Annotated in this window: 22 protein-coding genes; 16 read left to right on the top strand and 6 right to left on the bottom strand. The window is 72.7% G+C overall.

Annotated features, from left to right (window positions below):
* Positions 1-334: 334 nt before the first annotated feature.
* The 4 genes from ELX43_RS03870 (at position 335) to ELX43_RS03860 (ending at position 4339) form a co-directional block, all read left to right on the top strand.
* Positions 335-1336 carry a CBASS oligonucleotide cyclase gene (locus ELX43_RS03870; RefSeq protein ID WP_127782212.1) on the top strand — a complete coding sequence of 334 codons (1002 nt, stop codon included), beginning with the start codon at positions 335-337 and terminating at the stop codon, positions 1334-1336.
* Between the two features lies 1 nt (position 1337).
* Positions 1338-1841, top strand: a complete 504-nt coding sequence (locus ELX43_RS17560; protein ID WP_164860578.1) for a hypothetical protein — start codon at positions 1338-1340, stop codon at positions 1839-1841.
* Between the two features lie 53 nt (positions 1842-1894).
* Positions 1895-2833 (top strand): AAA family ATPase, encoded by a 939-nt coding sequence (locus ELX43_RS03865; protein WP_241249756.1) that lies wholly within the window; start codon positions 1895-1897, stop codon positions 2831-2833.
* Positions 2834-2974: 141 nt separating this feature from the next.
* Positions 2975-4339 (top strand): SAVED domain-containing protein, encoded by a 1365-nt coding sequence (locus ELX43_RS03860; protein ID WP_164860577.1) that lies wholly within the window; start codon positions 2975-2977, stop codon positions 4337-4339.
* Positions 4340-4487: 148 nt separating this feature from the next.
* Here the strand turns inward: ELX43_RS03860 and ychF are convergent, their stop codons facing one another.
* The gene (ychF, locus tag ELX43_RS03855; protein ID WP_127782210.1) at positions 4488-5567 is read right to left on the bottom strand and encodes a redox-regulated ATPase YchF; all 1080 of its coding nucleotides are present in this window, start codon (positions 5565-5567) and stop codon (positions 4488-4490) included.
* A gap of 117 nt (positions 5568-5684) precedes the next feature.
* On the opposite strand from ychF, the gene ELX43_RS03850 reads away from it, so the two are divergent.
* Positions 5685-6071, top strand: coding sequence for a hypothetical protein (locus ELX43_RS03850; protein WP_127782209.1), 387 nt, complete (start codon positions 5685-5687; stop codon positions 6069-6071).
* Between the two features lie 4 nt (positions 6072-6075).
* On the opposite strand, the gene hrpB is transcribed toward ELX43_RS03850, so the two are convergent.
* Positions 6076-8577 (bottom strand): ATP-dependent helicase HrpB, encoded by a 2502-nt coding sequence (hrpB, locus tag ELX43_RS03845; protein WP_241249742.1) that lies wholly within the window; start codon positions 8575-8577, stop codon positions 6076-6078.
* A 110-nt stretch (positions 8578-8687) separates the two neighbouring features.
* On the opposite strand from hrpB, the gene ELX43_RS03840 reads away from it, so the two are divergent.
* The 5 genes from ELX43_RS03840 to ELX43_RS03820 all read left to right on the top strand — a co-directional run bounded on the left by ELX43_RS03840 (position 8688) and on the right by ELX43_RS03820 (position 14270).
* On the top strand, positions 8688-9146 hold the full coding sequence (locus tag ELX43_RS03840) for a hypothetical protein (RefSeq protein WP_127782208.1): 459 nt from the start codon (positions 8688-8690) through the stop codon (positions 9144-9146).
* Positions 9147-9232: 86 nt separating this feature from the next.
* The gene (locus ELX43_RS03835; protein ID WP_127782207.1) at positions 9233-9916 is read left to right on the top strand and encodes a GPP34 family phosphoprotein; all 684 of its coding nucleotides are present in this window, start codon (positions 9233-9235) and stop codon (positions 9914-9916) included.
* Positions 9917-10011: 95 nt separating this feature from the next.
* Positions 10012-12426, top strand: a complete 2415-nt coding sequence (locus ELX43_RS03830) for a phosphoketolase family protein (RefSeq protein ID WP_127782206.1) — start codon at positions 10012-10014, stop codon at positions 12424-12426.
* Entirely contained in the window at positions 12423-13505 is a 1083-nt protein-coding gene (locus ELX43_RS03825; RefSeq protein ID WP_127782205.1) for a hypothetical protein, read from the top strand. The genes ELX43_RS03830 and ELX43_RS03825 overlap by 4 nt, the downstream gene beginning before the upstream one ends.
* Positions 13506-13577: 72 nt before the next feature.
* Positions 13578-14270 carry a DUF2470 domain-containing protein gene (locus ELX43_RS03820; protein WP_164860576.1) on the top strand — a complete coding sequence of 231 codons (693 nt, stop codon included), beginning with the start codon at positions 13578-13580 and terminating at the stop codon, positions 14268-14270.
* 10 nt (positions 14271-14280) lie between these two features.
* On the opposite strand, the gene ELX43_RS03815 is transcribed toward ELX43_RS03820, so the two are convergent.
* Together ELX43_RS03815 and ELX43_RS03810 are read right to left on the bottom strand one after the other, a co-directional pair.
* Complete coding sequence (locus ELX43_RS03815) at positions 14281-17238, bottom strand: SMC family ATPase (RefSeq protein ID WP_127782203.1); 2958 nt, start codon at positions 17236-17238, stop codon at positions 14281-14283.
* Positions 17235-18374, bottom strand: a complete 1140-nt coding sequence (locus ELX43_RS03810; RefSeq protein ID WP_127782202.1) for an exonuclease SbcCD subunit D — start codon at positions 18372-18374, stop codon at positions 17235-17237. Before ELX43_RS03810 ends, ELX43_RS03815 begins: the two co-directional genes overlap by 4 nt.
* A 79-nt stretch (positions 18375-18453) precedes the next feature.
* Here ELX43_RS03810 and ELX43_RS03805 point away from each other — a divergent pair, with 79 nt between their 5' ends.
* Together ELX43_RS03805 and ELX43_RS03800 are read left to right on the top strand one after the other, a co-directional pair.
* Positions 18454-19647: a DNA recombination protein RmuC gene (locus ELX43_RS03805; protein ID WP_127784655.1), complete on the top strand. Its 1194-nt coding sequence runs from the start codon at positions 18454-18456 to the stop codon at positions 19645-19647.
* Positions 19648-19672: 25 nt separating this feature from the next.
* Positions 19673-20242 (top strand): DUF6542 domain-containing protein, encoded by a 570-nt coding sequence (locus tag ELX43_RS03800; RefSeq protein ID WP_127782201.1) that lies wholly within the window; start codon positions 19673-19675, stop codon positions 20240-20242.
* A gap of 83 nt (positions 20243-20325) precedes the next feature.
* Here ELX43_RS03800 and ELX43_RS03795 read toward each other — a convergent pair whose 3' ends face one another.
* The gene (locus tag ELX43_RS03795; RefSeq protein WP_127782200.1) at positions 20326-21306 is read right to left on the bottom strand and encodes a 4-hydroxy-3-methylbut-2-enyl diphosphate reductase; all 981 of its coding nucleotides are present in this window, start codon (positions 21304-21306) and stop codon (positions 20326-20328) included.
* Between the two features lie 75 nt (positions 21307-21381).
* Here ELX43_RS03795 and ELX43_RS03790 point away from each other — a divergent pair, with 75 nt between their 5' ends.
* Genes ELX43_RS03790 through ELX43_RS03780 form a run of 3 tightly spaced genes read left to right on the top strand, consistent with a single transcriptional unit; the run spans position 21382 to position 23462 of the window.
* Positions 21382-21933, top strand: coding sequence for a lipid droplet-associated protein (locus ELX43_RS03790; protein WP_127782199.1), 552 nt, complete (start codon positions 21382-21384; stop codon positions 21931-21933).
* 42 nt (positions 21934-21975) lie between these two features.
* Positions 21976-23247, top strand: coding sequence for an exodeoxyribonuclease VII large subunit (xseA, locus tag ELX43_RS03785; RefSeq protein WP_277601716.1), 1272 nt, complete (start codon positions 21976-21978; stop codon positions 23245-23247).
* Positions 23244-23462 carry an exodeoxyribonuclease VII small subunit gene (locus tag ELX43_RS03780; RefSeq protein ID WP_127782198.1) on the top strand — a complete coding sequence of 73 codons (219 nt, stop codon included), beginning with the start codon at positions 23244-23246 and terminating at the stop codon, positions 23460-23462. Before xseA ends, ELX43_RS03780 begins: the two co-directional genes overlap by 4 nt.
* Positions 23463-23478: 16 nt before the next feature.
* Here ELX43_RS03780 and ELX43_RS03775 read toward each other — a convergent pair whose 3' ends face one another.
* Positions 23479-24048, bottom strand: coding sequence for a DUF4245 domain-containing protein (locus ELX43_RS03775; protein ID WP_127782197.1), 570 nt, complete (start codon positions 24046-24048; stop codon positions 23479-23481).
* 207 nt (positions 24049-24255) lie between these two features.
* Here ELX43_RS03775 and glpX point away from each other — a divergent pair, with 207 nt between their 5' ends.
* Positions 24256-25245, top strand: a complete 990-nt coding sequence (gene glpX / locus ELX43_RS03770; RefSeq protein ID WP_127784653.1) for a class II fructose-bisphosphatase — start codon at positions 24256-24258, stop codon at positions 25243-25245.
* The last annotated feature ends 1 nt before the right edge of the window (position 25246 follow it).

Below are 25246 nucleotides of genomic sequence, written 5' to 3'. Positions count from 1 at the left end.
GGGGACACTACATCTTGGTTCCTGGCGTCCGCATGTTGTTCCCTGTGGATAACTACATCGCTGTCATTATCCGGCCCGACTTGTCGGCGCGCACCGCTAGGCTACAGAAGCCCGCCTGCGGGTACACAACCGAAGAGCGCTCTGACAAGACGAAGGCCCTGGGGCCGACGTGGTGTCTGATCCAGGGCCTACGTGGACTTGCTTGGTCGCTTTCCACTGTAGGGCACCCGTGCAGTTTCGCACGAGTACGACGCGAGTTTCCCGGCGAGATCAACATCACCCGCCCCCTCGGGCTCCGTCTTGAGACCACTCATGACACCCGGGAGGAACCCCCATGCACGACCACGTCGACCACAACGCCCTCTCGACGTACGCCGTCGAGAAAGTCAACGTCCCCAAGGAGAAGGCAAAGGCGCGCCGCGCCCAGGTCGCCCACCTCCGTAGCCGCCTCGAGACCTACATCGCCAGCCACCCCGACTACGACCTGGTCAAGATGCGTGGCTCCGGCAGCGTCGCCAAGCACACCGCCATCAAGACCAGCTCCGACACCGACGTCGCGGCCTACGTGCGGGCGTCCGCCGTCGGCGGCCTCCAGGTCAACGAGGCGCAACTGCTGAACTGGCTGTTCGAGCGATGCAAGGAGGTTTACGGCAAGACCAAGGATGCCGAGGACTTCAAGATCTCCCACCACGCCGTCGGCATCACCATGCACGGCACCGGGCTCAAGATCGACGTCGCCCCTGTGGTCTACGAGGGCGAGCCTGACGACCGCGGCCACCTGGTGACCCAGTCCGGCGACCGGGTCCTGACCTCGGTCACCCAGCACCTGGAGTTCCTCAACAGCCGCGGCCGCGTGGCCGGTCCCGAGCTCAAGGAGCTCATCCGGCTCTTCAAGCAGTTCATCCGCCGGATCAAGGACGAGTCCGCCGCCACGGGGCAGGAGCTCCGCTTCAAGAGCTTCCTCGTCGAACTCCTTGTCGCCCACCTCTACGACCACGGCTGGAACGGCGAGCCGCTGGCGACCAAGAACTACCCCCGCGCGTTCGAGCAGATCCTCGGCTACATCGTCACCACCGGGCTGAAGCAACCGATCATCTTCACCGACTTTTACGCCACTTCCCAAGTGCAGCGCAGCTACGACGCGATGCAGGTCTGGGACCCGGTGAACCCCGACAACAACGTCGTCCGCGCCTACACCGACTACGACCGGCAGCGGATTGTGGACCGGTGCAGCCAGGCCCTCGACCAGGTGTCCTGGGCCAGCACCACCACCAGCAAGGGAAGCGCCGTCGACGCATGGCGCACCCTGTTCGGCCCGACCTTCTCGGTGGCCTGACATGACCTACTCGCTGACCCGCACCGCCACCTTCACCATCACCGAGGCCCGCTACGTCGCCAGCAAGCTCGGCGCCGACCTGCGCAACCTCAACGCCCGCTACGGCCAGCCGCGCCTGGACTGGATCCCCAACTACGTCGAGGAGACCGCCCAGTACCTCAAGGCCGGCTACCTCAACTACGTCGACTTCGGGTTCAAGAACGGTGGGGAGTGGAAGCTGCGGCTGCGTTACACCGCCCTCGCCGGCGGCCAGCTCCGCGACGACGTGCCCGGCGGTCTCCCCAGCGCCCTCGAGGTCGCGCAATACGAGTTCCACAGCTTCCTGAGCCACAACAGCGCGTTCAACGCCCTGACCACCGCCGACCGCGCCAGCTTCCAGGCGGGCCTGCCCATCGACCGCACGCCCGGCACCGAGCCCACGGCCCACGCCGGCTCGTACGAGAACACCTTCCAGTACTCCCGTGGCGGTCACGGACTCGACCGCAGCCTCTACAACGCGATCTGACTCACCGGGAGGGCGAGTACCTCGCTCGCACTCCCCAGACCCCCGGAGCAATCATGAGCGACAGCGACCTCTTCCACCCTGTGATCGAGTTCCCCGACGACGTCCGCTACGACAGGTACCGCCGCCTCGTCGGCCTCGACCACGTCAAGGTCCGCCTGCGAAAGGAGGCTGCAGTCCTCGCCAACCCCGACGTCCTGACCCGGTGGGCCGCGACCCACCACCGTGGTCTGACCGGCGACCACCAGGCCTTCACTCTCCTCCGCGATCGCGCCCCCCTGCTCGTCTTCGCCGGCGACGTCGGCTCCGGCAAGTCCGCGCTCGCGGAGAGTTTTGGCTGCGACCTCGGCAACCACCTCGACGTTCCGGTGACTCTGTACCGGCTCAAGCTGTCGGCGCGAGGCACCGGGCACGTTGGCGAGATGACCACGCTGATCGCCGAGGCCTTCGCGACCGTTACGCGCGAAGCCAAGCTCGGCCGCGGCGCCGACGGCCGCCTCCGCGGCGTCACCATCCTGGTCATCGACGAGGCGGACGCACTGGTGCAGTCCCGGGAGGCCAGCCAGATGCACCACGAGGACCGTGCAGGCGTGGACGCGTTTCTTGCCGGGATCGACGACTTCGCAGGCTCTGGCATTCCGCTGCTGGTGGTCATGTGCACCAACCGCCTCGCCGCGCTCGACCCGGCCGTCCGACGTCGGGCGGCCGCGGTCTTCGAGTTCCACCGGCCCGACGCCGACCAGCGCCGCGCGGTCCTCACCGACGCCCTCGCCGGCTTCGACCTCAACTACGACGCGATCGACAAGCTCGTCCTGGTAACCGGCGAACGGGCACCCGGACAGCCCGGCTTCACTTACTCCGACCTCAGCCAGCGCCTCGTCCCGACCGCGATTCTCGAGGCCTATCCCGACACAGCGCTATCCGCCGACCACATCCTTGCCATCGCCGAGGACATGACCCCCACCCCGCCGTTCCAGGACCGGCCCGCAGTCTGAGCCGAGGCACCCACAATGGCGACACCCCTCCGCCGGAACCCCGCATCACTGGCAGCCCGCGCCGCCGCGATCCGGGGCGACAATCTGCAGCATGCGGTCGGCCTGCACACGGCTCTTCAGGCCCTTCAGGACGAGCACGCCGTGAGCGTAAGCATCGAGGACCCCGACGGCGGCGCGTTCGATGACGTCGTGCTCCGGCGCGCCAACGGACTGCCAGGAACCTGGATCCAGGTGAAGTCCAGCAACTACGGCGGCGAGGTCATCGACGACCAGTGGCTGACAACGCCCAGGTCGAAGAAGGGCGTCTCGCCCCTCCATGCCTTCCACACCACCTGGCGCAAGCTGACCGATGGCGGAGAACCGTTCAACCTCGAGCTGGTAACCAACCGCAACTTCGACCACGGTTCCGCCCTATTCAAGGCACTCGACAAGAAGTCCGATCGCCTCGACCCGACCAAGCTTCACGACGCTCTGGATCGACGACAGACCACCCTCGGAAGGCTCGTCACGACCTTCGCGACCCACCTGGGCACGGAGCGTGCTGAGGTCCTCGAGTTTCTCTCCAGCGTGACCTTCCGTAACGAGGGCTCCGAAAACGCCTGGCGCGAGCGGATCTCCGACTTAATGCGACTCAACGGGTTCCGCGGGGACGACGAGGCCGTCACCAGCGCCCTGCGCATGGTCAGCGACTGGGTCACCGACGGCGTCGGAGAAGTCACCGTCGCCGACGCCCGACGGTGCCTCGAGGACCGCGACCTCCTGGCCCAGGGCGGGACCCTGGTACTGGCCGTGCACGGCATCGACCGCGAGGAGTCCCGGCAGGTCCCGAACGCCCGCGTCGACTTCACCGACCTCTACCCCGACGGCGACGCCTTCGAGCGTCGGACCATCACCGACCGCACTGCCTGGGACGCGATCGTGCGCCCACGGCTCGCGTCAGCAGCTCGGGCGCTTGAGGCGTTCACCTCCCGCCGGGTCCACGTCGTCGCGTCCGTCCGTCTCCCGGTCTGGTTTGCGATCGGCCGGGCCCTTCCCGGAGTGCGGCGATGGATCATCTCGCTGAACCAGGACGGCGTCGAGTGGGCCAGCGACGCTAGGGGCGGATCCGCCAGGCTGGTAGTCCTCGCCGACGAACTATTGCCCAGCAACGGCAAAGATCTCGTCGTCTGCGTCGCCCTCCGCCACGATCCCACAGCCGACGTCCGCGACTACGTCACTGCGTCCGGCGTTCCAGCCGGACGCCTGTACACCGTCACCGGCGAGACCGGCGTCGGCCCGGAGTCGGTTGTCGACGCCGCCTGGGCCACGTCCTGGGTCACCGCGCTCCAGGACGCTCTGATCGCCAAGGTCAGGGAAACCGACGCGACGAGGATCCACCTATTCATGGCCGGACCGGCTGGCACCGCCCTGCTGCTGGGGCATCGGTGGAACGTTCTCCCCCCGGTGACGGTCTACGAGCACCAGGGCGGAGTGAACTATGCGCCGACGTTCCACTTCCCCGCCTAATCGGCCGGGTGGAGAAGTCGACTGGCAGGACCCGGGTCCGGAGATGCACCTTCCGAGCGGTCACATCGAACCCATCACGCTGTATTTCTTGCGGACTCAGCGCGGACCGCGGGGGTCCGCATCCCTCTGACCTGCGCCAACGGCCAACTCACACGTTGAAGCGGAACTCCACCACGTCGCCGTCGGCCATCACGTAGTCCTTGCCCTCCATGCGCACCTTGCCCGCGGCCTTGGCCGCCGCCATGGAGCCGGCCTCGACGAGGTCGTCGTAGGAGACCACCTCGGCCTTGATGAAGCCGCGCTCGAAGTCGGTGTGGATGACGCCGGCGGCCTGCGGGGCGGTGTCGCCCTTGTGGATCGTCCACGCCCGGGCCTCCTTGGGCCCCGCCGTCAGGTAGGTCTGCAGCCCCAGGGTGTGAAACCCGGTGCGGGCCAGCTGGTGCAGGCCGGGCTCGGCCTGACCGATCGACTCCAGCAGCTCCAGGGACGACTCCTCGTCCAGCTCCAACAGCTCCTGCTCCACCTTGGCGTCCAGGAACACCGCGTCGGCCGGGGCCACCGCGGCGCGCAGGTCGGCCACCCGGGCGTCGTCGGTGAGCACGCTCTCGTCGGCGTTGAACACGTACAGGAACGGCTTGGTGGTGAGCAGGCTCAGCTCGCGCAGCAGCTCCAGGTCCAGCTCCTTGGCCGCGGAGTACAGCGTGCGGTCGTCGCTCAGCACGGCCTCGGCCGCCTTGGCCGCCTCCACCACCGCCTTGCGGTCCTTCTGCGTGCGCGCCTCCTTCTCCAGGCGCGGGATGGCCTTCTCCAGCGTCTGCAGGTCGGCGATGATCAGCTCGGTCTCGATCACGGAGATGTCGGCCAGCGGGTCCACCTTGCCGTCGACGTGCACCACGTCGTCGTCGGCGAACACCCGGACCACCTGGCAGATGGCGTCGGCCTCACGGATGTTGGCCAGGAACTTGTTGCCCAGGCCCTGCCCCTCGCTGGCGCCCTTGACGATGCCGGCGATGTCGACGAACGACACCGTGGCCGGGACGATCTTCTCCGAGCCGAAGATCTTGGCCAGCTCGTCCAGCCGCTTGTCCGGCAGCGGCACCATGCCCACGTTCGGCTCGATGGTGGCGAACGGGTAGTTCGCCGCCAGCACGTCGTTGTTGGTCAACGCGTTGAACAGGGTGGACTTGCCGACGTTGGGCAGACCGACGATTCCAAGGGTGAGGCTCACGGTCTGTGGAGTCTACGGCGCTGGCGGGCGGCGTTCCGGCGGCGGTCGGTGCCGGTTGCCCCACGCGGCCCCTCCCCCGCGTGCAGTCTGTCCCGCGATGGGCAATGCTGCGTGCCTATGACCACGCAGGCGCAGCGCCGCCCGGTCCGTCCCGCACGGCAGTGGGGCCAGGGCCTGTCGATCGCTGCCGTGCTCACCCTGGTGGCGGCCTACGCCGCCCTGGTCGCCTCGTTCTTCTACCTCGGGCCGGTGGCCGACGGGGTGTTCGACAACGCCCAGACCCCGCAGCAGCAGGCCGACACCGAGGCCGCGATCGTCCCGTTCTGGTCGCTGCAGGCGGTGGCCTTCGTCCTGTGGGTGGCCTCGATGGGCATGGCCCTGGTGGCGCTGGCTCGCCTGGACCTGCGCCGGCAGCGGCGCCTGCCGGCGTGGACCCTGGGCATCGGGGTGCTGGCGCTGCCGGCCGTCCTGCTGGTGTTGTTCCTGTTCGCTTCCCTGCTGTAGCTACCTAGCGCCGGGGCGAGACCCGCCGGGTCGGGGTGGCCGTCAGCGGGTCCTCCGGCCAGGGGTGGCGCGGGTAGCGCCCGCGCAGCTCGGCCCGCACCTGCGGGTAGCCCTGCCGCCAGAACGACGCCAGGTCCGACGTCACTGCCACCGGCCGCCCCGCCGGCGAGAGCAGGTGCAGCACCACCGCCACGCGCCCGTCGGCCACCCGCGGCGACTCGGTCCAGCCGAAGGCCTCCTGCACCTTCACCGCCAGCACCGGCGGCTCGTCGGCCAGGGCGTACTCCAGGCGCACCTTCGACCCCGACGGCACCGGCAGCCGCTCGGGCACCAGCTCGTCGAAGCGGGCCGCCGCCGGCCAGGGCAGCAGCCGGCGCAGCGCGGCGGCGACGTCGATGCGCGCCAGGTCGGCGGTGCGCCGCACCCGCAGCAGGTCCGGGCCCAGCCAGGCGTCGACGTTGGCCAGCAACGCCTCCTCGCCGACGTCCGGCCAGGGTGCACCCAGGGCGCGGTGCGCGCAGGCCAGCCGGGCCCGCAGCTGCTCGGCGTCGTGGGTCCAGCGCAGCACCCGCAGCCCGGTGCTGGCCAGGCCCTCGCGCACCGCGGCCAGCACGGCGGCGGGGTCCGGGTCGGCCAGCGGCGTCTCCCGCAGGGTGATGGCGCCGAGGCTCTCCCGCTGCCGGGCCAGCAGCGCCCCGTCGCGCCACTGCACCTGAACCTGCTCGTGCACCATCGGTGCCGCGACCGCCCGGGCGGTGGCCTCGTCCAGCGGTGCGGCGGAGCGGATGCGCGCGGCCACCCGGCCTCTAGGGCGGTCCGCCACCGCCACCGCCAGCCACTCGCTGCCGCGCAGCGGTGAGCCGGCGTCCAGCACGGCCCCGGTGCCGCCGGCCAGGAGGTAGTCCGCGGAGCCCGGCGCGCGGGCCTTGGCGATGCGGTCCGGGTGGGCCAGCGCCACCACCGTGCCCACCGCCAGGTCGTCCGGCAGGTCGGTCGTGGCGCTGCCACCGCCGCGGCCCAGGCGCTGGATCTCGGCGCGCCAGCGGGCGGTGGCCGCCCGGTCGGTGCCGCGGCGCAGCGAGCGCCAGCGGGCCACCAGGTCGTCGTCGCGGCCGGTGAGGGTGTCGTCAGACAGCAGCGCCACGATCTCGCGGGCCCGCCCCGGCCCCACCAGCTCACCACCGTCGAGCAGGGCGCGGGCCAGCCGCGGGTGCGCGCCCACCGCCGCCATCCGCTGCCCCCGCGCAGTGATCCGGCCGTCGGCGTGCAGCGCACCCAGCTCGGTGAGCAGCGTGGTGGCCGCGGCCAGCGCCGGCTCGGGCGGCGGGTCGAGCAGCGCGAGGCCCCGCCCACCGGGAGCGCCCCAGGCCGCCACGGTGAGCACGAACCCGGTGAGGTCGGCGGTGGCGATCTCGGCCGGGGTGTGGGCGTCGAGGTGGGTGTGCTCGGCCGCCGACCAGCAGCGGTACACCCGGCCGGGGCCCTCCCGCGCGGCCCGCCCGGCGCGCTGGGCGGCCGAGGCCTGCGACACCCGGGTGGTGACCAGCGCAGCCAGCCCACGGCGGTGGTCGGTGCGGGGCTGGCGGGCGAGCCCGGCGTCCACCACCACCCGCACGCCCGGCACGGTCAGCGAGCTCTCCGCCACCGACGTGCTCACCACCACCCGCCGGCGCTCCCCCACCCGCAGCGCCCGGTCCTGCTCGGCGCTGGCCAGCCGCCCGTAGAGCGGCAGCACGTCGGCCGCCACGCCGTGCAGCCGCCGCACCACGCCGTGCACCTCGGCCTCGCCGGGGGCGAAGACCAGCACGTCCCCGGGCGCCTCGGTGAGCGCGCGGCGGACCACGTCGGCCACGTGGTCGAGCAGCCGCGGGTCCACCCGTGCGTCGGCCAGCAGTGGCAGCGGGCGCTCCGGCGGCGCCCACACCACGTCCAGGGGGTAGGTGGTGGCCTCAGCGGTGATCACCGGGGCGCCGCCCAGCGCGGCGGTCAGCCGATCGGTGTCCGGGGTGGCCGAGGTGGCCACCAGCAGCAGGTCCTCGCGCAGGGTGGCCCGCACGTCCACGCCGAAGGCCAGCGCCAGGTCGGCGTCGAGGTGACGCTCGTGCACCTCGTCCAGCACGATCGCGCCGACGCCGGGCAGCTCCGGGTCACGCTGCAGGCGCTGCAGCAGCAGGCCGGTGGTGACCACCTCCACCCGCGAGCCCGGCGTGCGCTCCCCGCGCATGGCGTAGCCCACCCGCTGGCCCGGGCGCTCCCCCACCAGGGCGGCCAGCCGGTGCGCGGCCGCCCGCGTGGCCAGGCGTCGCGGCTCGGCCACCACCACGGTGCCATCGACGGCGTCGGCCAGAGCCAGCGGCAGCAGCGACGTCTTGCCCGATCCGGGCGGCGCCACCAGCACCGCCGTTCCGTGGCTGCGCAGCGCGGCCACCAGCTGCGGCAGCGCGGGGCGCACCGGCAGGTCGGCGCCGGGGGCCGACCGGGGCGGGAGCAGAGCGTCAGCGGGCACGGGGCGACGGTAGCCGCCGGTCACCACCGCACCCCGTTCCGTAGATCTGGGCAGCGAACCAGGTAGCGCTACTCACGACACCGGGCGCTGGTGCGGCAAGGGTGAGGGGCATGAGCAGCCACCCGTTCCCCGCAGCCAACGACCACCAGCCGCTGCCCGCGCAGTGGCGGCCCGAGCCCGTGCAGGCGGTGCTGGCCCGCAAGGAGCGGCAGGCCGTCGTCGCGATCCTGCTCATGGTTCTCGTGCTCCCGCTGTGTGCGGTGGCGGTGGAGCTGTTCGGCACAGTGCTCAACGAGGCCGTGGTGTACACCGAGCCCGGCTCACCTGAGGAGGCGGCCGCGGCCAGCGCAGGTCGCTGGCTCTGGGCGGTTGCCCTCCCCACGTTCGTGCTGTGGGTCATCGCCCTGGCCCAGGCGTTCAACGCCCTCTCGCGCCCCGGCCCGAGGCATGACCAGCCCCGGCCGGGCAACCGGTACCTGGCCATCACCGCCATCGTCCTGGGCTTCGCCTTCCTGCCCGCTTGGACGGTGCTGCGGTTCGCGATCGCCGTCGTCGCCGCCTCCTCGTAGCCCAGGCCAGCCAAGACGTTTCGTCAGCCGTCGGCAGCCGTGTCCAGCCACCCCTCGTCCAGGCCACTGTGGAATGATCAGCTGGCATGACGGACCAGCTGCTCCTCGCTGAGGAGCTCTTCCTGCTGACCCATGACGACACCTCGGGCAAGGCTGACGTCACCCTCGCGCTGGACGAGGGGCTGGCCGGGGCGCTGCTGCTGGACCTGGCCGCGGAGTCGCTGCTGGGCGCCAAGGGCAAGACCGTCGTCGCGGCACCGGGCACGCCCGCACACCCGCTGCTGGCCGCAGCCCACGACGAGCTGCTGGCCGCCGACCGTCCCCGTTCCGCCGGACACTGGGTGCGCAGGCTCCCCACCGCACTGAAGCCGCTGGCGCCCACGGTCGGGCGCTCCCTGGTGCAGCGAGGGCTGCTCACCGAGGAGCACCGCAAGGTGCTCAAGCTCTTCCCCACCACGACCTGGCCGACGGTGGACAGCGGCCCGGAGAAGGTGCTGCGCGCCCGGCTCGGCTCGGTGCTGGTGGACGGCACCACACCCGACCCGCGGACGGCCCTGCTGATCGCGCTGCTGCACCCGCTGGACCTGGCGGGCAGGGCGGTGGACAAGCCGCACCGCAAGGCAGCAAAGGCCCGGGCCAAGGCGATCTCCCAGGAGACCCAGGCCAGCGCCGCGGTGTCCGGCGCCGTGGCCCAGTCGGTGCAGGCGGTGCAGGCCGCCGTGCTCAGCGCGGTCACGGTCACCACCGTCGCCGCCTCCGGGTCCTCGTGACCCCGCCCATCCCTCACCTACCCACTCCTGGACCAGTGCGCGAACCCACGTCCTCACGCATCCTTGGTACTACCGACGACGACGGAGGCCCCTTGATGAGCAACCCGGACACCGCGAGCTACCCGACCTCCGAGCTGCAGCGAGACCTCCGCTGGTGGGACGCGGCGAACTACCTGACCGTCGCCCAGATCTACCTGCAGAACAACGTGTTGTTGCGCGACCCGCTGACCATCGAGGACATCAAGCCGCGGCTGCTCGGGCACTGGGGAACCAGCCCGGGACTGTCGATGATCTACACGCTGCTCAACCGGCTGATCAAGAAGACCGACGTGGACTGCCTCTACGTGGCCGGGCCCGGCCACGGCGGCCCGGCCCTGGTGGCCAACGTCTACCTGGAGGGCACCTACTCCGAGGTCTACCCGAAGATCTCCGAGGACGCCGAGGGGCTGCGCCGGCTGGCTCGGCAGTTCTCCACCCCCGGGGGCGTCCCCAGCCACGTCAGCGTGCAGACCCCCGGCAGCATCCACGAGGGCGGCGAGCTGGGCTACGCGCTGATCCACGCCGCGGGGGCGGCGTTCGACAACCCCGACCTAGTGGTCGCCTGTGTCATCGGCGACGGTGAGGCGGAGACCGGCCCGCTCGCGGGGTCGTGGAAGCTGCCCGCCTTCCTCAACGCCCGCCGTGACGGCGCGGTGCTGCCGATCCTGCACCTCAACGGCTACAAGATCGCCGGACCGACGGTGCTCGGCCGCACCTCCGACGGCGACGTGCGCCGCTTCCTGGCCTCGCAGGGCTGGGACCCCATCATCGTCGAGGGCGACGACCCCACCATGGTCTTCCCCGCCTTTTACCAGGCACTGACCGACGCCTATGCCCGGATCAAGGCCGCTCAGGACGCCGCCCGCACTCCGGGTGCCGAGCACGAGTTCGTCCAGTGGCCCGCCATCGTGCTGCGCACCCCCAAGGGCTGGACCGGCCCCGACGTGGTGGACGGCAAGCAGGTGCAGGGCACGTTCCGGTCCCACCAGGTCCCGCTGTCGGACATCATCCACAACCACGAGCACCTGCAGACGCTGGAGAAGTGGCTGCGCTCGTACTCCCCCGACACCCTGTTCGACGCCGAGGGCAAGCTGGTCGAGGACGTCGCCAGCCTCGCCCCCGAGGGTGACAAGCGGATGGGTGCCACCCCCTACGCCAACGGCGGACGGCTGCTGCGGGCGCTGGACGTCCCGCCGATGGAGAACTACGCCCTGGACCTGCCCGCGCCCGGTCAGGTGATGCACCAGACCACCAAGCCGCTGGGCGCGATGATGCGCGACATCTACCAGCGCACCACCACCGCCGACGGTGGCGGCACCTTCCGGCTGTTCTCCCCCGACGAGACGGCCAGCAACCGGCTGCAGGACGTCTTCGAGGTGACCGACCGGTGCCTGCAGCTTCCCCTGCTGCCCACCGACGACCACATCTCCCCGGACGGGCGCGTGATGGAGGTGCTCAGCGAGCACCTGTGCCAGGGCTGGCTGGAGGGCTACCTGCTCACCGGCCGGCACGGGCTCTTCGCCACCTACGAGGCGTTCGCCATGGTCAGCGCGTCCATGCTGGTGCAGCACGTCAAGTGGCTGCAGCACGCCAACCAGCTGCCCTGGCGCCAGCCGGTGGCCTCGCTGAACATCCTGCTGACCTCCACCGCGTGGCGCAACGACCACAACGGCTTCAGCCACCAGGGCCCCGGCCTGATCGACACCGCCATCCCGCTCTCGCCCGAGGTGGTGCGGGTCTGGCTGCCGCCGGACGCCAACACCTTGCTGTCCATCAGCGACCACTGCTTCCGCAGCCACGACCACGTCAACCTCATCGTGGCCGACAAGCAGATGCACCTGCAGTACCTGAACATGGAGGAGGCCAACGCGCACTGCGCCGCTGGTGCCGGCATCTGGGAGTGGGCGGGCACGGAGAACGCGCCAGCCGCCATCGGTGCACCGGAGGACCCCGACATCGTGCTGGCCTGCGCCGGGGACGTGCCGACGCAGGAGACGCTGGCCGCCGCCGAGCTGCTCCGCACGTGGGTGCCCTACCTGCGGGTGCGGGTGGTCAACGTGGTGGACCTGATGGCGCTGCTGGCTCCCGGCGACCACCCGCACGCCTACAGCGAGCAGCGGTTCATCGACCTGTTCACCCGTGACACCGACGTGGTCTTCGCCTTCCACGGCTACCCCCGCGCGGTGCACGAGCTGATCCACGGCCGCACCAACGCCGCACGCTTCCACGTCCGCGGCTTCAACGAGCAGGGCACCACCACCACGCCGTTCGACATGGTGGTGCTCAACGGGATGAGCCGCTACGACCTGGTGCTGGAGGCGCTGCGCCGCTCCCGGCGGGTGCCGGAGAACGGGGAGAAGCTGGCGGCGCACTGCCGGGAGATGCTCACCAAGCACCACGGGTACGTGCGCGAGCACTTCGAGGACATCCCGGAGATCGCGCAGTGGACGTGGGCCGGTGAGCCGGTGTGACCGCGGCAGTACTCGCCCTCAACCCGGGCTCGTCGTCGCTGAAGGCGACCGTGCGCACCGACGAGGTGGTGGTCAACGCGCACGTGCAGCGGCTGGGCACCGACCGGGCCGAGCTGTGGTTCACCGACTCCGCGGGCACCTCGGAGAAGGCGCCGCCGGGACGGACGCTGACCGACGCCGTGCAGGCGGTGGCCGCCGAGCTGCGCCGGCGCGGCATCGACGTTGCCGCGGTGGCTCACCGGGTGGTGCACGGCGGCCCCACCCTGCTGGAGCCGACGGTGATCACCGACGACGTGGTGGCCACCCTGGAGTCGGTGACGCCGATGGCGCCGCTGCACACCCCGGGCAACCTGGAGTCCATCGCCGCCGCCCGCGCCACCTGGCCGCAGCTGAGCCACGTGGCCTGCTTCGACACCACCTTCCACAACACGATGCCGGACGAGGGCAAGCGGCTGCCGCTGCCCGACGACCTGGTGGCGCTGGGCATCCGCCGCTACGGCTTCCACGGGTTGTCGGTGCAGAACGTGGTGGACCGCATCCCCGACCTGGGCAACGCCGTGGTGGCGCACCTGGGCAGCGGCTGCAGCGTGACGGCGGTGTCACAGGGCCGCTCGCTGCACAACACCATGTCCTTCAGCCCCACCGGGGGGATGATCTCGGCCACCCGCAGCGGCGACCTCGACCCCGAGGTAGCGCTGTTCCTGGTGGAGCAGCACGGCTGGAAGGTGCCCGACCTGCGCATCCTGCTGGACAAGCGGTGCGGGCTGGCGGGGGTCTCCGGCGGCACCACCGACATGCGCGACCTGCTGGCGCAGCGCACGGAGAACGCCGCCGCCGACCTGGCCGTGCGGGTGTTCACCCGCAGCGCCGCGCAGGCCATCGCCTCGGCCGCCGCGGTGCTGCCGGGCTGGGACACCCTGGTGTTCACCGGTGGCATCGGGGAGCACTCCCCGCAGGTGCGCGAGGCGATCTGCGACCGCCTGCGCCACCTCGGGCTGCCCCGGCTGCTGGTGAGCACCGCCGACGAGGAAGCGGTGATGGACGACATGGCCAGGAAGGTGCTGGCCGGCCAGCTCTAGAGCGGGATGACCCTTGACACAGCGGCGCGGACGATATTAGGTAAGGTTGCCCTAACTACCGGAGCCGCCGCCATGTCCACGCCCAGTTCTGCCGAGCTCGCCCGTACCGCTGTCGCCCGTGCCCGGGTGGCGGTGCTGACCACCTATCCACGCAACGCCCGCTCGGTGCTGGCCACCGTGGAGGTCAGCGACGCCGACGGCGCCCTGCTGCTGCGGCTGCCGCGGCACACCCTCGCGGCCCAGACTCTGGAGCGACGTCCGCTGGGCACCGTGCGGCTGTCCCCCGAGGGGTGCGAGACCGTCACCATCCAGGGCGCCGCCCGGCGCCTGCAGCGCGCCGACGACCAGGGCCTGACCCACTACCGGCTCGACGTCGGGGCGGTGCGCGTGGGCGAGCGGGTCGGCGAGCCGGTGGACGTGGACGAGTACTGGGCGGCGACGGCCGACCCGTTGCGCGACGAGGCGCCGGCGATCCTGGATCACCTGCGCCACCACCACGGCGCCGACCTCACCGCCTGCGTGCGGGCCCACGGCCACACCGGCGTGCTGTGGGCCGACCCGCGCCGGTTGGACCGCTACGGCCTGGAGCTGAGCATCCTCGACGACGCGGGCGCCAACACGCTGCGGCTGAGCTTCGACCGGCCGGTGCAGTCGGTGGCCGAGCTGTCCCCGGGTCTGGCGGTGCTGCTGCGCGGCCCCGGCGGCTGTGGCCACCGGCGGGCCGTGCAGCAGCCCGCCGAGCCCGACCACCGGCACCAGGCCTAGGCGCGGCGCGCTACGCCGAGCTCATCTGCAGGTGTGAGCCGGTGCGCCCCTTGCAGACCAGCAGCCGGTTGGGGATGCGCTGGCGCAGCTCGTCCACGTGGCTGACCAGGCCCACCACCCGGCCGCCGGCGCGCAGCTCGTCGAGCACCGCCATCACCTCCTCCAGCGTCGAGGCGTCCAGCGAGCCGAAGCCCTCGTCGATGAACAAGGTGTCCAGCAGGATGCCGCCCGCCTCGGCCGCCACCACCTCGGCCAGGCCCAGCGCCAGCGCCAGCGACGCCAGGAACGACTCCCCGCCGGAGAGCGTCTTGGCCGAGCGCACCGCGCCGGTGTAGTCGTCGCGGATGTCCAGCCCAAGCCCGCCGCGCGTGCCCCGCGATCCGGGGGCGTCGGAGTGCACGAACTCGTAGCGGTCCCCGGACATCCGGCGCAGCCGCACCGACGCCACCGCAGCCACCTCCTCCAGGCGGGCGGCCAGCACGTAGGAGTGCAGGGAGACGCGGCGGCTGTTCTGCCCCAGCCCGTTCACCACGTCGGCCAGCGCGGCCAGCTCGGCGTGGCGGGCCAGCTCCGGACCCAGCGCCGCGCAGTGCTGGTCCAGCTCGGTCTGCAGCCGGCGCACCTCCGTGCGCCGGCGGGAGGCATCGGCTGCCGCCCCGGTGGCCTGGGCCAGCGCAGCCTCGGCCGTCTCGCACGTCTGCTGCGGGGTGTCCAGGTCGACCTCCGCATCGGCCACGGCGGCCACCTCGGGCTCGGCGAGCACCGCGCAGGCTGCGGCCTCGGCGCCGCGGGCCTGCTGCAGCTGCTCCTCCAGCGCACGGACCTCGGCGTCGGACCGCACGGCGGCCAGCGCCGTCGTCAGCTCCCCCAGCCCGGCGTCGGCGGCGGCACGCTCAGCCTTGGCCTGGGCCTGCTCGGCCAGGCGCTCGGCGGCGCGAGCGGCCACCTGTGCGCTGAGCAGCGCCTCCGCGGCCTCGGCCAGGCGCTGCAGGCGCACCCGGCGGGTGTGCACGTCGGCGTCGGGCCCACAGGCATCGCTCAGCCGAACCTTGGCGGCGGCGATGCGCTCCTCCGTGGCCCGCACCCGCTCCCGGTGGGTGTCAATGGCGCTGCGCACCGTCGCGGCCTCGGCGTCCAGCCGGCCGCGCTCGGCCCGCAGCGCGGTGAGCAGCTGCGCGGCCGTATCGGCCTCGTCGGCCAGCGCCTGGGTGCGGGCGTGCTCGGCGTCGATCTCGGCCTGGGTGGCCAGCAGCTCCTCCAGCGCCACGCCGCCGGTGCGCACGGTGAGGCTGTCGACGGTGCGGTCGAGCTCGTGCAGTGCCCCGGTGGCGGCCTCCGCCGTCGCGGCGGCCCGCTGCTCCACCTGGTGCGCGGCGTCCTCCTCAGCACGGGTCACCCGCTGCTCGCCGGCGGTGGCCGGGGCCGGGTGCTCGGCGGAGCCACAGACCGCGCAGGGCTCGCCGGGAAGGAGGGTGCTGGCCAGCTCGGCGGCCATGCCGTCCAGCCGACGCTCACGCAGGTTCAGCCAGTCCTGCTTGGCCTCCTGGTGGGCCTCGATCGCGTGCAGCTGCGCCTGCCGGGCCTCCGCGGCCTGCAGCCGCACCTTCTCCAGCGTGCCGGCAGCCTGGGCGGCCTCGGCCGCGCGGGTGCGCTGCGCCGCCAGGGCGGGGACCGCGTCGGCGGCGCGGCGGGTCTGCCCCAGGTGCTGCTCGGCCGTCTCGATCGCGCCGGGCAGGGCCTCGAGCTGCTGGCGCAGCTGCTCCAGGGCGGCGGTGGCGGTGTCGATCTCCGTGCGGAGCCCGGCCAGCGCGGCGACGTCGGCCTCGGTCCGCTCGGCCAGGTCCACCAGCTCGGTGAGCCGGCCGATCTCCGCGCGCCACTGCGCAAGGGAGTCACCCAGCTCGGCCTCCAGCCCGCAGGCCCCGTCCACGTCGTTGCGCACGGTCTCGCTGAGCTGGGTGACCTCCGCAGCGAGCGTGCGGGCGCGGGCGCGGGCCTCCTCGGCGTCGGCGACGGCCAGCTGCACCGGGTGCGCCTTGCGTGCGGCGCTCAGCTCCTGGTCGAGCACCTGCAGCCGGGGCCGGTCGGCCTCCAGCGCGGCCAGCTCGCCCTGCGCCCGCCGACGGCGCTGCAGCAGGGCCGCGCGCTCCCGGGCCTCCGACAGCGCGGTGCTGGCCTTCTTGGCGGCCACCCGCGCCGCCTCCAGGTCGACGTCGCCCTGCACGGCTGCGGTCTCCGCGGCGTGCAGCAGCTCGGCGGCCCACTCCTGCGGGTCCTGCTCGGCACCGGGCTCGGCGTCGTCCACCCCGGCGGCGGTCGCGAGCTTGCCGAGCAGCACGGTGCGGGCGGCCTCGGACTGCGCCACCCGGGCGGCGCTGGTCCGGCGCTCCTCCCGGAACCAGGCCTCCACGTCACCGAAGCGGCCGGTGTCGAACAGCCGTTGCAGCAGGGTCGCCCGCTCCTCGGTGCTGGCCCGCAGGAACCGGGCGAACTCCCCCTGCGGGAGCAGCACCACCTGGAAGAACTGCTCCGCGCTCATCCCCAGCAGGTCCGACACCGCCGCGCCGATCTCGTCCAGCCGCGTCAGGCCCTCTGACCCCGGCTCGTCCACCCAGGTGAGCGAGGCCTTGGCCTGCTCCTTGGTGGAGCCGGTGCCGCGCCGCTTGGGGCGCTGGTACTCGGGGCTGCGCACGATGCGCATCCGCCGCCCGCCCACCGTCAGCTCCAGGGTGACCTCGGGGCGGGCGCCCGGTGCGGCGTGGTCGGACAGCAGCCGCTTGGCCTCGCTGCGCGCCCCCGGGACCCGGCCGAACAGCGCGAAGGCCACGGCGTCGAGGACGGTGGTCTTGCCCGCGCCGGTCTCCCCGTGCAGCAGGAACAGCCCGTCGGCGCCGAGGGTGTCGAAGTCCACCTGCTCGGTGCCGGCGAACGGGCCGAAGGCGCTGACCTGCAGCGAGTGCAGCCTCATCGCGACTCCTTGCCCAGGGCCGCGGCGAACGCTCGCTCCAGCAGGTGCGCCTCGGCCGCGGCCGGTGCGGCGCGGACGTCGGTGAGGAAGGAGTGCGCCACGTCGGCGTCGCTGCGCCCGCGGACCCGCTCGGCGTAGCGCATCGCCGGCTGTCCCCCGGGCCGGCACCACTCCAGGTGCACCGCCCGCGGGAAGCGCTTCTGCAGCTGGCGCATGGCGTCCAGCGGCCGGACCTCGTCGGTGAGCACGGCAGAGACGTAGTGCTCCTCGGCCGCGGCGTGGGCAGGGTCGTTGAGCAGCTCGGGCAGGGTGCCCTGCAGCTGGCTCAGCCCGTGCACCACGGGCAGGTCCAGCCGCTGCACCGCACCCAGCCCGGTGGCGTCGAGCTCCACCAGCCAGGTGGCCTTGCGGTGGTCGCGCTCGCCGAAGGAGTACGGCAGGGGGCTGCCGCTGTAGCGGACCCGCTCGGTGAGGGTCTGCGGGGAGTGCAGGTGGCCCAGCGCGACGTAGTCCACCCCGTCGAAGACGCTGGCGGGCACGGTCTCCACCCCGCCCATGGAGATGCTGCGCTCGGAGCCGGTGCTCTCCCCGCCCACCACGAAGGCGTGCGCCAGCACCACGCTGCGCGTGCCCGGGCGCTGGGCGAGGTCGGCACGCACCCGGTCCATGGCCACCTCCAGCACCGCCGCGTGGCTGCGCGCCGCGGGCTCGGCCAGGGCGTGGCGGGCGGTGTCCGGCTCCAGGAACGGCAGCCCGTAGAACGCCACGGGGCCGTGCTCGTCGGTGCAGAGCACCGGGGTGTCCAGCTCGGCCACTCGGGTGCGCAGGTGCAGCCCGCCGGCGGCGGCGAAGGACGCGGCCGCACCCAGCCGGGGCGCGGAGTCGTGGTTGCCGGACGTGGCGATGATCACCGCGCCGGCGTCCCGGATGCGCTCCAGGGCCCGGGTGCACACCGCCACCGCCTCCGCGCTGGGCACCGCACGGTCGTAGACGTCGCCGGCCAGCAGCACCACGTCCACTCGCTGGTCAGCGACCTGATCGGCCAGCGCAGCCAGCACCTGCTCCTGGTCGGCCAGCAGGTCCACGCCGTGGAAGGTGCGGCCGACGTGCCAGTCGGAGGTGTGCAGGATTCGCATGCCCAGCACGCTAGGGCACGGCTCCGACAGAACTGGGGTGGTGCCGGGAGTGTCGGTGCCCACGTCCACGATGGGCGCCATGGACCTGCTCACCGCCCTCGCCCTGCTCGTCGTGCTGCTCATCGGAGCGGCGCTGGGGTGGTTCGCCAACGCCGCGCGCAGCGGTGCCCGGCTGGCCGGTGCCGAGGCCGCGCTGGAGGCCGGCCGGGCCAACGAGGAGGCGGTGCGCCGCTCCATCAGCCTGCTGAGCGAGGACTCCGCCCGCCGGCAGTCCGGGGCCATCGGCAGCGAGGTCGCCGGGGTGGTCGGGCCGCTGCGCGAGGCGGTGGGCGCCCTCGCCGCGCACCTGGACGCCGTGGAGCGCTCCCGGCTGGAGGCCTACTCGGGCCTCCGCGAGCAGGTGGCCGGCATGCACCGCACCTCCTCGCTGCTGTCCAGCCAGACCAACCAGCTGGTGACGGCGCTGCGCGCCCCGCAGGTCCGCGGGCGCTGGGGCGAGCTGCAGCTGGAGCGGGTGGTGGAGCTGGCCGGGATGGTGGAGCACTGTGACTTCGCCACCCAGGTCTCCACCACGCTGGACGGCGCCGACGGACCGGTGCGGCTGCGGCCGGACATGGTGGTGCGCCTGGCCAACGACCGCAACATCGTGGTGGACGCCAAGGTCCCCTTCGCCGCCTACCTCGACGCCACCGAGGCCACCGACGAGTCCGAGCACCGCGCCCTGCTGAGCCGGCACGCCCGCCAGCTGCGCACCCACGTCGACCAGCTCTCCAGCAAGACCTACTGGAAGGCGTTCAGCCCGAGCCCGGAGTTCGTGGTCCTCTTCGTGCCCGGCGACCCGTTCCTGGAGGCGGCGCTCACCGCCGACCCCGAGCTGCTCGAGCACGCCTTCGCCCGCAACATCGTCATCGCCACCCCCACCACGCTGATCGCGCTGCTGCGCACGGTGGCGCACACCTGGCGGCAGGAGTCGCTCTCGCGCGACGCCGCGGTCATCCACCAGCTCGGCCGGGAGCTGCACGGGCGGCTGGCCACGGTGGGGGGCCACCTCGACAAGCTGGGCTCCCAGCTCGGCCGGGCGGTCGACTCGTTCAACGCCACCGTCAGCTCGATGGAGAGTCGGGTGCTGGTCACCGCACGCCGGCTCAACGACCTGCAGGTGTCCACCACCGAGGTGCCGCAGCCGACGCAGATCGACCGGCTGCCGCGCCGGGTGATGGCCGCAGAGCTGCAGGACACCGCGTCGCCGGAGCGGCAGGAGCACACTGCCTAGCAGTGCCGGACGGTAAGGTTGCGCCGTGAGCACCACCATCCCACCCGCGCGACGGGTCCCCCTGGCCGACCGCTCGGTCGTGGCCACCAAGACCGGGGTGCCGTGGTGGGGGGCAGTCCTCGGCGCGTTCGCGATGACCGGCACGGGCATCGCCATCGACCTGACCCTGGGCGACACGCTCACCAAGATCTTCCTGGTCTTCTACGCCGTCGGGTGCGTCGCGGCGGTGCTCGCGGTCCAGCACCGCGGGATCTTCGCCGCCATGGTGCAGCCGCCGCTGATCCTCGCGGTCACCGTGCCGCTGGTGGTGCACAGCCTCGGCAGCTCCGCCCGCGGCGGGTTGCGCAACGAGATCATCACCCTCGCGCTGCCGCTGATCAACGGCTTCCCCACGATGGCCGTCACCACCGCGGTCACCGTCGGGCTGGGCGTGGCACGCATCCTCATCCAGCGTCGGGCGTACCCCAGCGACACGCCGGAGCGCATCGAGTCCGACCGGGAGAGCTACCGGCCGCGCCGCCAGCTCATCCAGCGGCCCACCGCCCCGACCAGCAGCAAGACCCGGTCCGAGGCCACCGCCGGCCGTGGCGCCTGAACAGCACCGGGCCTGAGCAGCACCGGGCCTGAGCGCCAGCGGGCCTGAGGAACAGCGGCCCCGAGGGGCAGCCGGTCTGCGGGCTAGCGGGGGCCGCGGCCCTTGCGCAGCTCGTGCGGCAGCGCGAACACCAGCGTCTCGTTGGCGGTGGTCACCGGCTGCACCTCGCCGTAGCCCCGCTCGGCCAACCGGTCCAGCACCCCGCGCACCAGGATCTCCGGCACCGATGCGCCCGAGGTGACGCCCACGGTCTGCACGCCGTCCAGCCAGGCGTCGTCGATCTCGTCGGCGTAGTCCACCAGGTAGCTGGCCCGGGCACCGGCACCCAGCGCCACCTCCACCAGGCGCACCGAGTTGGACGAGTTGCGCGAGCCCACCACGATCACCAGGTCGCACTCCGGCGCCATCGCCTTCACGGCGACCTGCCGGTTCTGGGTGGCGTAGCAGATGTCGTCGCTCGGCGGATCCTGCAGCAGCGGGAAGCGCTCGCGCAGCCGGGCCACGGTCTGCATGGTCTCGTCCACGCTGAGGGTGGTCTGCGACAGCCAGATCACCTTGGACTCGTCGCGCACGGTCACCTTGTCCACCGAGGCGGGACCGTCCACCAGCTGCACGTGCTCCGGCGCCTCCCCGGCGGTGCCCTCCACCTCCTCGTGGCCCTCGTGGCCGATGAGCAGGATGTCGAAGTCGTCGCGGGCGAAGCGCTTGGCCTCCTGGTGCACCTTGGTCACCAGCGGGCAGGTGGCGTCGATGGTGCGCAGGTTCCGGCCCGCGGCCTCCGCGTGCACCGCGGGCGACACGCCGTGCGCGGAGAACACCAGCAGCTCGCCCTCGGGCACCTCGTCGGCCTCGTTCACGAAGATGACGCCCCGGTCGGACAAGGTCTGCACCACGTGCCGGTTGTGCACGATCTCCTTGCGGACGTACACCGGCGCACCGTGCTTCTCCAGCGCCCGCTCCACCGTCTCCACGGCGCGGTCCACGCCGGCGCAGTAGCCGCGGGGCTCAGCCAGCAGGACGCGCTTGGTGGAGCCGGCAGGTCGGGCATCAAGTACAGACGACATGGCCCCAGCCTACGGTGACACGCTGCGGCGGTGGCCAGTTGTGTGTCTCACCAGCGGATGAGGCACTCTGGTGCCATGCCTCGTATCCCACTCGCCGTGCGGGTCGCCGCCGGGCTCGCGGCCGCCACCGCCACGGAGGTGCGCAACCTCCCCAGCACCGTCGTCTCGCTCCCGGTCACCGCCGTGAGCCAGGTCCTGCAGAACCTCATGCGGGTGCAGCAGCAGGTGACGGCACTGGCCATCCGCGGTGACGAGGTGCTGTCCTTCCTGCACCCCGCCCAGGAGAAGCCGGAGTGGGCCACCTTCGACGAGCCCATCCAGCGTCCGGAGGCGCCGTCGGAGTCGGTGCGCCGCAGCGGGAACGGACGGTTCGCGCTGTACTCCAACGTGCCGGTGGACGCCACCACCGCGGACAGCGACGACACCGAGGAGTCCGGCTCCGCAGTGGGCGCCGAGGAGCCGGTGAGCGGCTACGACACCATGACGCTGGCCCAGCTGCGCGCCCGCCTGCGCACGCTGACGCTGGTCGAGCTGGAGGCGCTGCTGGCCTACGAGCAGGCCCAGCGCGCCCGGGCCCCGTACCTGACGATGCTGGACAACCGCATCAGCACCGTGAACGCCCAGTGAGCCTGACCTCGCAGTGAGTCGAGTCACCACTGCTCGTTGCTCGTGACCGCCCCCAGCACCCCGGAACAGCCGTGGCCGGTGCGCACCGTCTCCATGAAGGTGGCGCAGTGGATCCAGCGGCTGGGTGACGTGTGGGTGGAGGGCCAGCTCACCCAGATCAACGCCCGGCCCAACACCGCCACCGCGTTCCTGGTGCTTCGCGATCCAGCCGCCGACGTCTCCCTCACGCTGACGTGCTCGCCGCGGCTGCTGCAGGCCAGCCCGGTCCCGCTCACCGAGGGCAGCCGCGTGATCGTGCACGGCTCCCCCACCTTCTACGCCGGCCGCGGCACCTTCTCCTTGCGGGTGGACGAGATCCGCCCGGTGGGCATCGGCGAGCTGCTGGCCCGCATCGAGCGGCTGCGCCGCCTGCTGGCCGCCGAGGGGCTCTTCGACGACCGGCTCAAGCGCCCACTGCCCTTCCTGCCCGGCACCATCGGCCTGGTCACCGGCCGCGCCAGCGCGGCCGAGCGGGACGTGCTCAGCGTGGCCGGCGCCCGGTGGCCGGCGGTGCGCTTCGCGGTCCGCAACACCGCGGTGCAGGGTCCCACCGCCGTGGCGCAGATCTGCGCCGCGCTCACCGAGCTCGACCGGGACCCCGAGGTGGACGTCATCGTGCTGGCTCGCGGCGGGGGCAGCGTGGAGGACCTGCTGCCGTTCTCCGACGAGACCCTGTGCCGGGCCATCTCGGCCTGTCGCACCCCGGTGGTCAGCGCCATCGGCCACGAGCCGGACAACCCGCTGTCGGACCTGGTGGCCGACGTGCGCGCCGCCACCCCCACCGACGCCGCCAAGCGCCTGGTGCCCGACGCCGCCGAGGAGAGCCGCCGGGTGGCGGAGATGCGGGCTCGCAGCCGGGCCGCGCTGCAGGCGTGGGTGGTGCGCGAGTCGCGCTCGCTCGCGCAGCTGCGCAGCCGCCCCGTGCTGGCCGACCCGCTGCGCACCATCGACAACCGGGCCGAGGAGATCACTCGGCTGCGGGCCGGCGGGCGTCGGGACGTGCGCCGCCACCTCGAGCGCGCGGAGACCGCCGTGGCCCACCTGCGGGCGCGGCTGTCCACCCTCGGTCCGGCCGCTACCCTGGCCCGCGGCTACGCCGTGGTGCAGCGCATCGACGACAGCGGCGCGGCCCACGTGCTGCGCTCCACCGCCGACGCCCCCCTCGGCTCCGCGCTGCGGGTGCGGGTGGCCGACGGCGCCGTGCACGCCCGCGTCGTGCCCGCCAGCACCAGCCAGGACACCACCCCGCCCGACCTTCCGGAGGCCCCGCAGTGACCACCCCGCCCCACGAGCTCGGCTACGAGCAGGCGCGCGACGAGCTGGTGGAGGTGGTGCGCCTGCTGGAGCAGGGCGGTCTGGACCTGGACGCCTCGCTGGCCCTGTGGGAGCGCGGCGAGGCCCTGGCCAAGCGCTGCGACGAGCACCTGGCCGGTGCTCGCGCCCGGGTGGAGCAGGCCCTGGCCAAGGGCGCCAACGGCTCCGGCTCCTAGGCCGCTCCGGCCGGGCTCAGCCGTTGAGCGGTTGGGCCTCGGCGGCCGCAGTGGCCAGCGTCTGGTAGTCCTCCGCGCTGCCGCTGCCGGTGATGAGCAGCCGCACGTCGCCCAGGTCGGCCACCCACACCGCCTCGGCGTCCTGCTCGGGGTACACCACCCAGCTGCGCCCGCCGGCCTCCCTGGTGCCGGAGGCGCTGCGCACGCCACCCACCTGGCTGGCCAGCAGGGCGTCCTCGCCGGCGGTGCTCTGCACCAGGCGCAGGTAGCGGCCCGAGCCGGTCATCCAGCCGACGGTGGCGCTCGGGCCACCCTGCGGGCCGGACACCTCGCCGCGGCTGGCGGAGTTGCCGTGCCACTCCGGGGGCAGCTGGGGCAGGCGGACGGGGAAGTCCAGCACGGCGGCGTCGGTGCGCAGCTCGGCGGCCACGTCCACGTTCAGCGGCGGGCCCTCGGTGGGACCACCCGGGCTGAAGCTGCAGGCCCGGGAGAGCCCGGCCAGCGCCATGACGATCAGGACCAGCGGAATGATCGTGATGAACATGTCACCGCTGGTCTGGAGGTGGCGGGGCTTGTCGGCAGGCACGGCTCCATCATCGCACCGCTCAGCACGCCTACCACCAGCCTGTGGCCCGTCCACCGGCCCAGGGTGAGGCGGGCAACACCTCCTTCTGCGAGAATCACCGCAAACCCCGCGTCCCGCGCGCCGACCAGGAGGCCCTCAGTGACCAACCCGACCGAGCAGGTTCCATCGACCCAACGCCGCCGGGAGGCGCCGGATCGCAACCTCGCGATGGAGCTGGTCCGGGTCACCGAGGCTGCGGCCATGGCGGGTGGCCGCTGGGTCGGCCGCGGCGACAAGAACGGCGGTGACGGCGCCGCCGTGGACGCCATGCGCAAGCTCATCGGCTCCGTCTCCATGCGCGGCGTGGTCGTCATCGGCGAGGGCGAGAAGGACGAGGCGCCCATGCTGTTCAACGGCGAGGAGGTCGGCAACGGCGACGGGCCCGACTGCGACGTCGCGGTGGACCCGATCGACGGCACCACCCTGATGGCCAAGGGCATGCCCAACGCCATCGCCGTCCTCGCCGTCGCCGAGCGCGGCGCGATGTTCGACCCCTCGGCGGTGTTCTACATGGAGAAGATCGCGGTGGGCCCCGAGGCCGCCGACGTCATCGACATCAGCGTCCCGGTGGCGGAGAACATCCGGCGCGTGGCCAAGGCCAAGGGCAGCGACGTCTCCGAGGTCACCGTCTGCATCCTGGACCGCCCCCGGCACGAGAACCTGATGCGCGAGGTCCGCTCCGCCGGCGCCCGCATCCAGCTGATCTCCGACGGTGACGTGGCCGGCGCCATCGCCTGCGCCCGCCCCGACTCCGGCGTGGACATGCTGCTGGGCACCGGTGGCACGCCGGAGGGCATCATCGCCGCCGCCGCCATGCGCTGCATGGGGGGCGCCATCCAGGGCCGGCTGGCTCCCACCGACGACGCCGAGCGCCAGCGCGCCCTGGACGCCGGTCACGACCTCGACCGGATCCTCACCACCGAGGACCTGGTCTCCGGGGACAACGTGTTCTTCTGCGCCACCGGCATCACCGACGGCGACCTGCTCCGCGGCGTTCGCTACCGCGGCGGCGGCTGCACCACGCAGTCCATCGTGATGCGGTCCAAGTCGGGCACGCTGCGCATGATCGACGGCTACCACCGCCTGACCAAGCTCCGCGAGTACTCCAGCATCGACTTCGACAACGCCGGCGACGAGGGCGACCGCCCGCTCCCCTGAT

It is taken from the genome of Rhodococcus sp. X156 (assembly GCF_004006015.1).
Classification (GTDB): domain Bacteria; phylum Actinomycetota; class Actinomycetes; order Mycobacteriales; family Mycobacteriaceae; genus X156.
The sequence above is the reverse complement of the archived record's forward strand: the minus strand, read 5'-3'. Positions and strand labels throughout refer to the sequence as shown.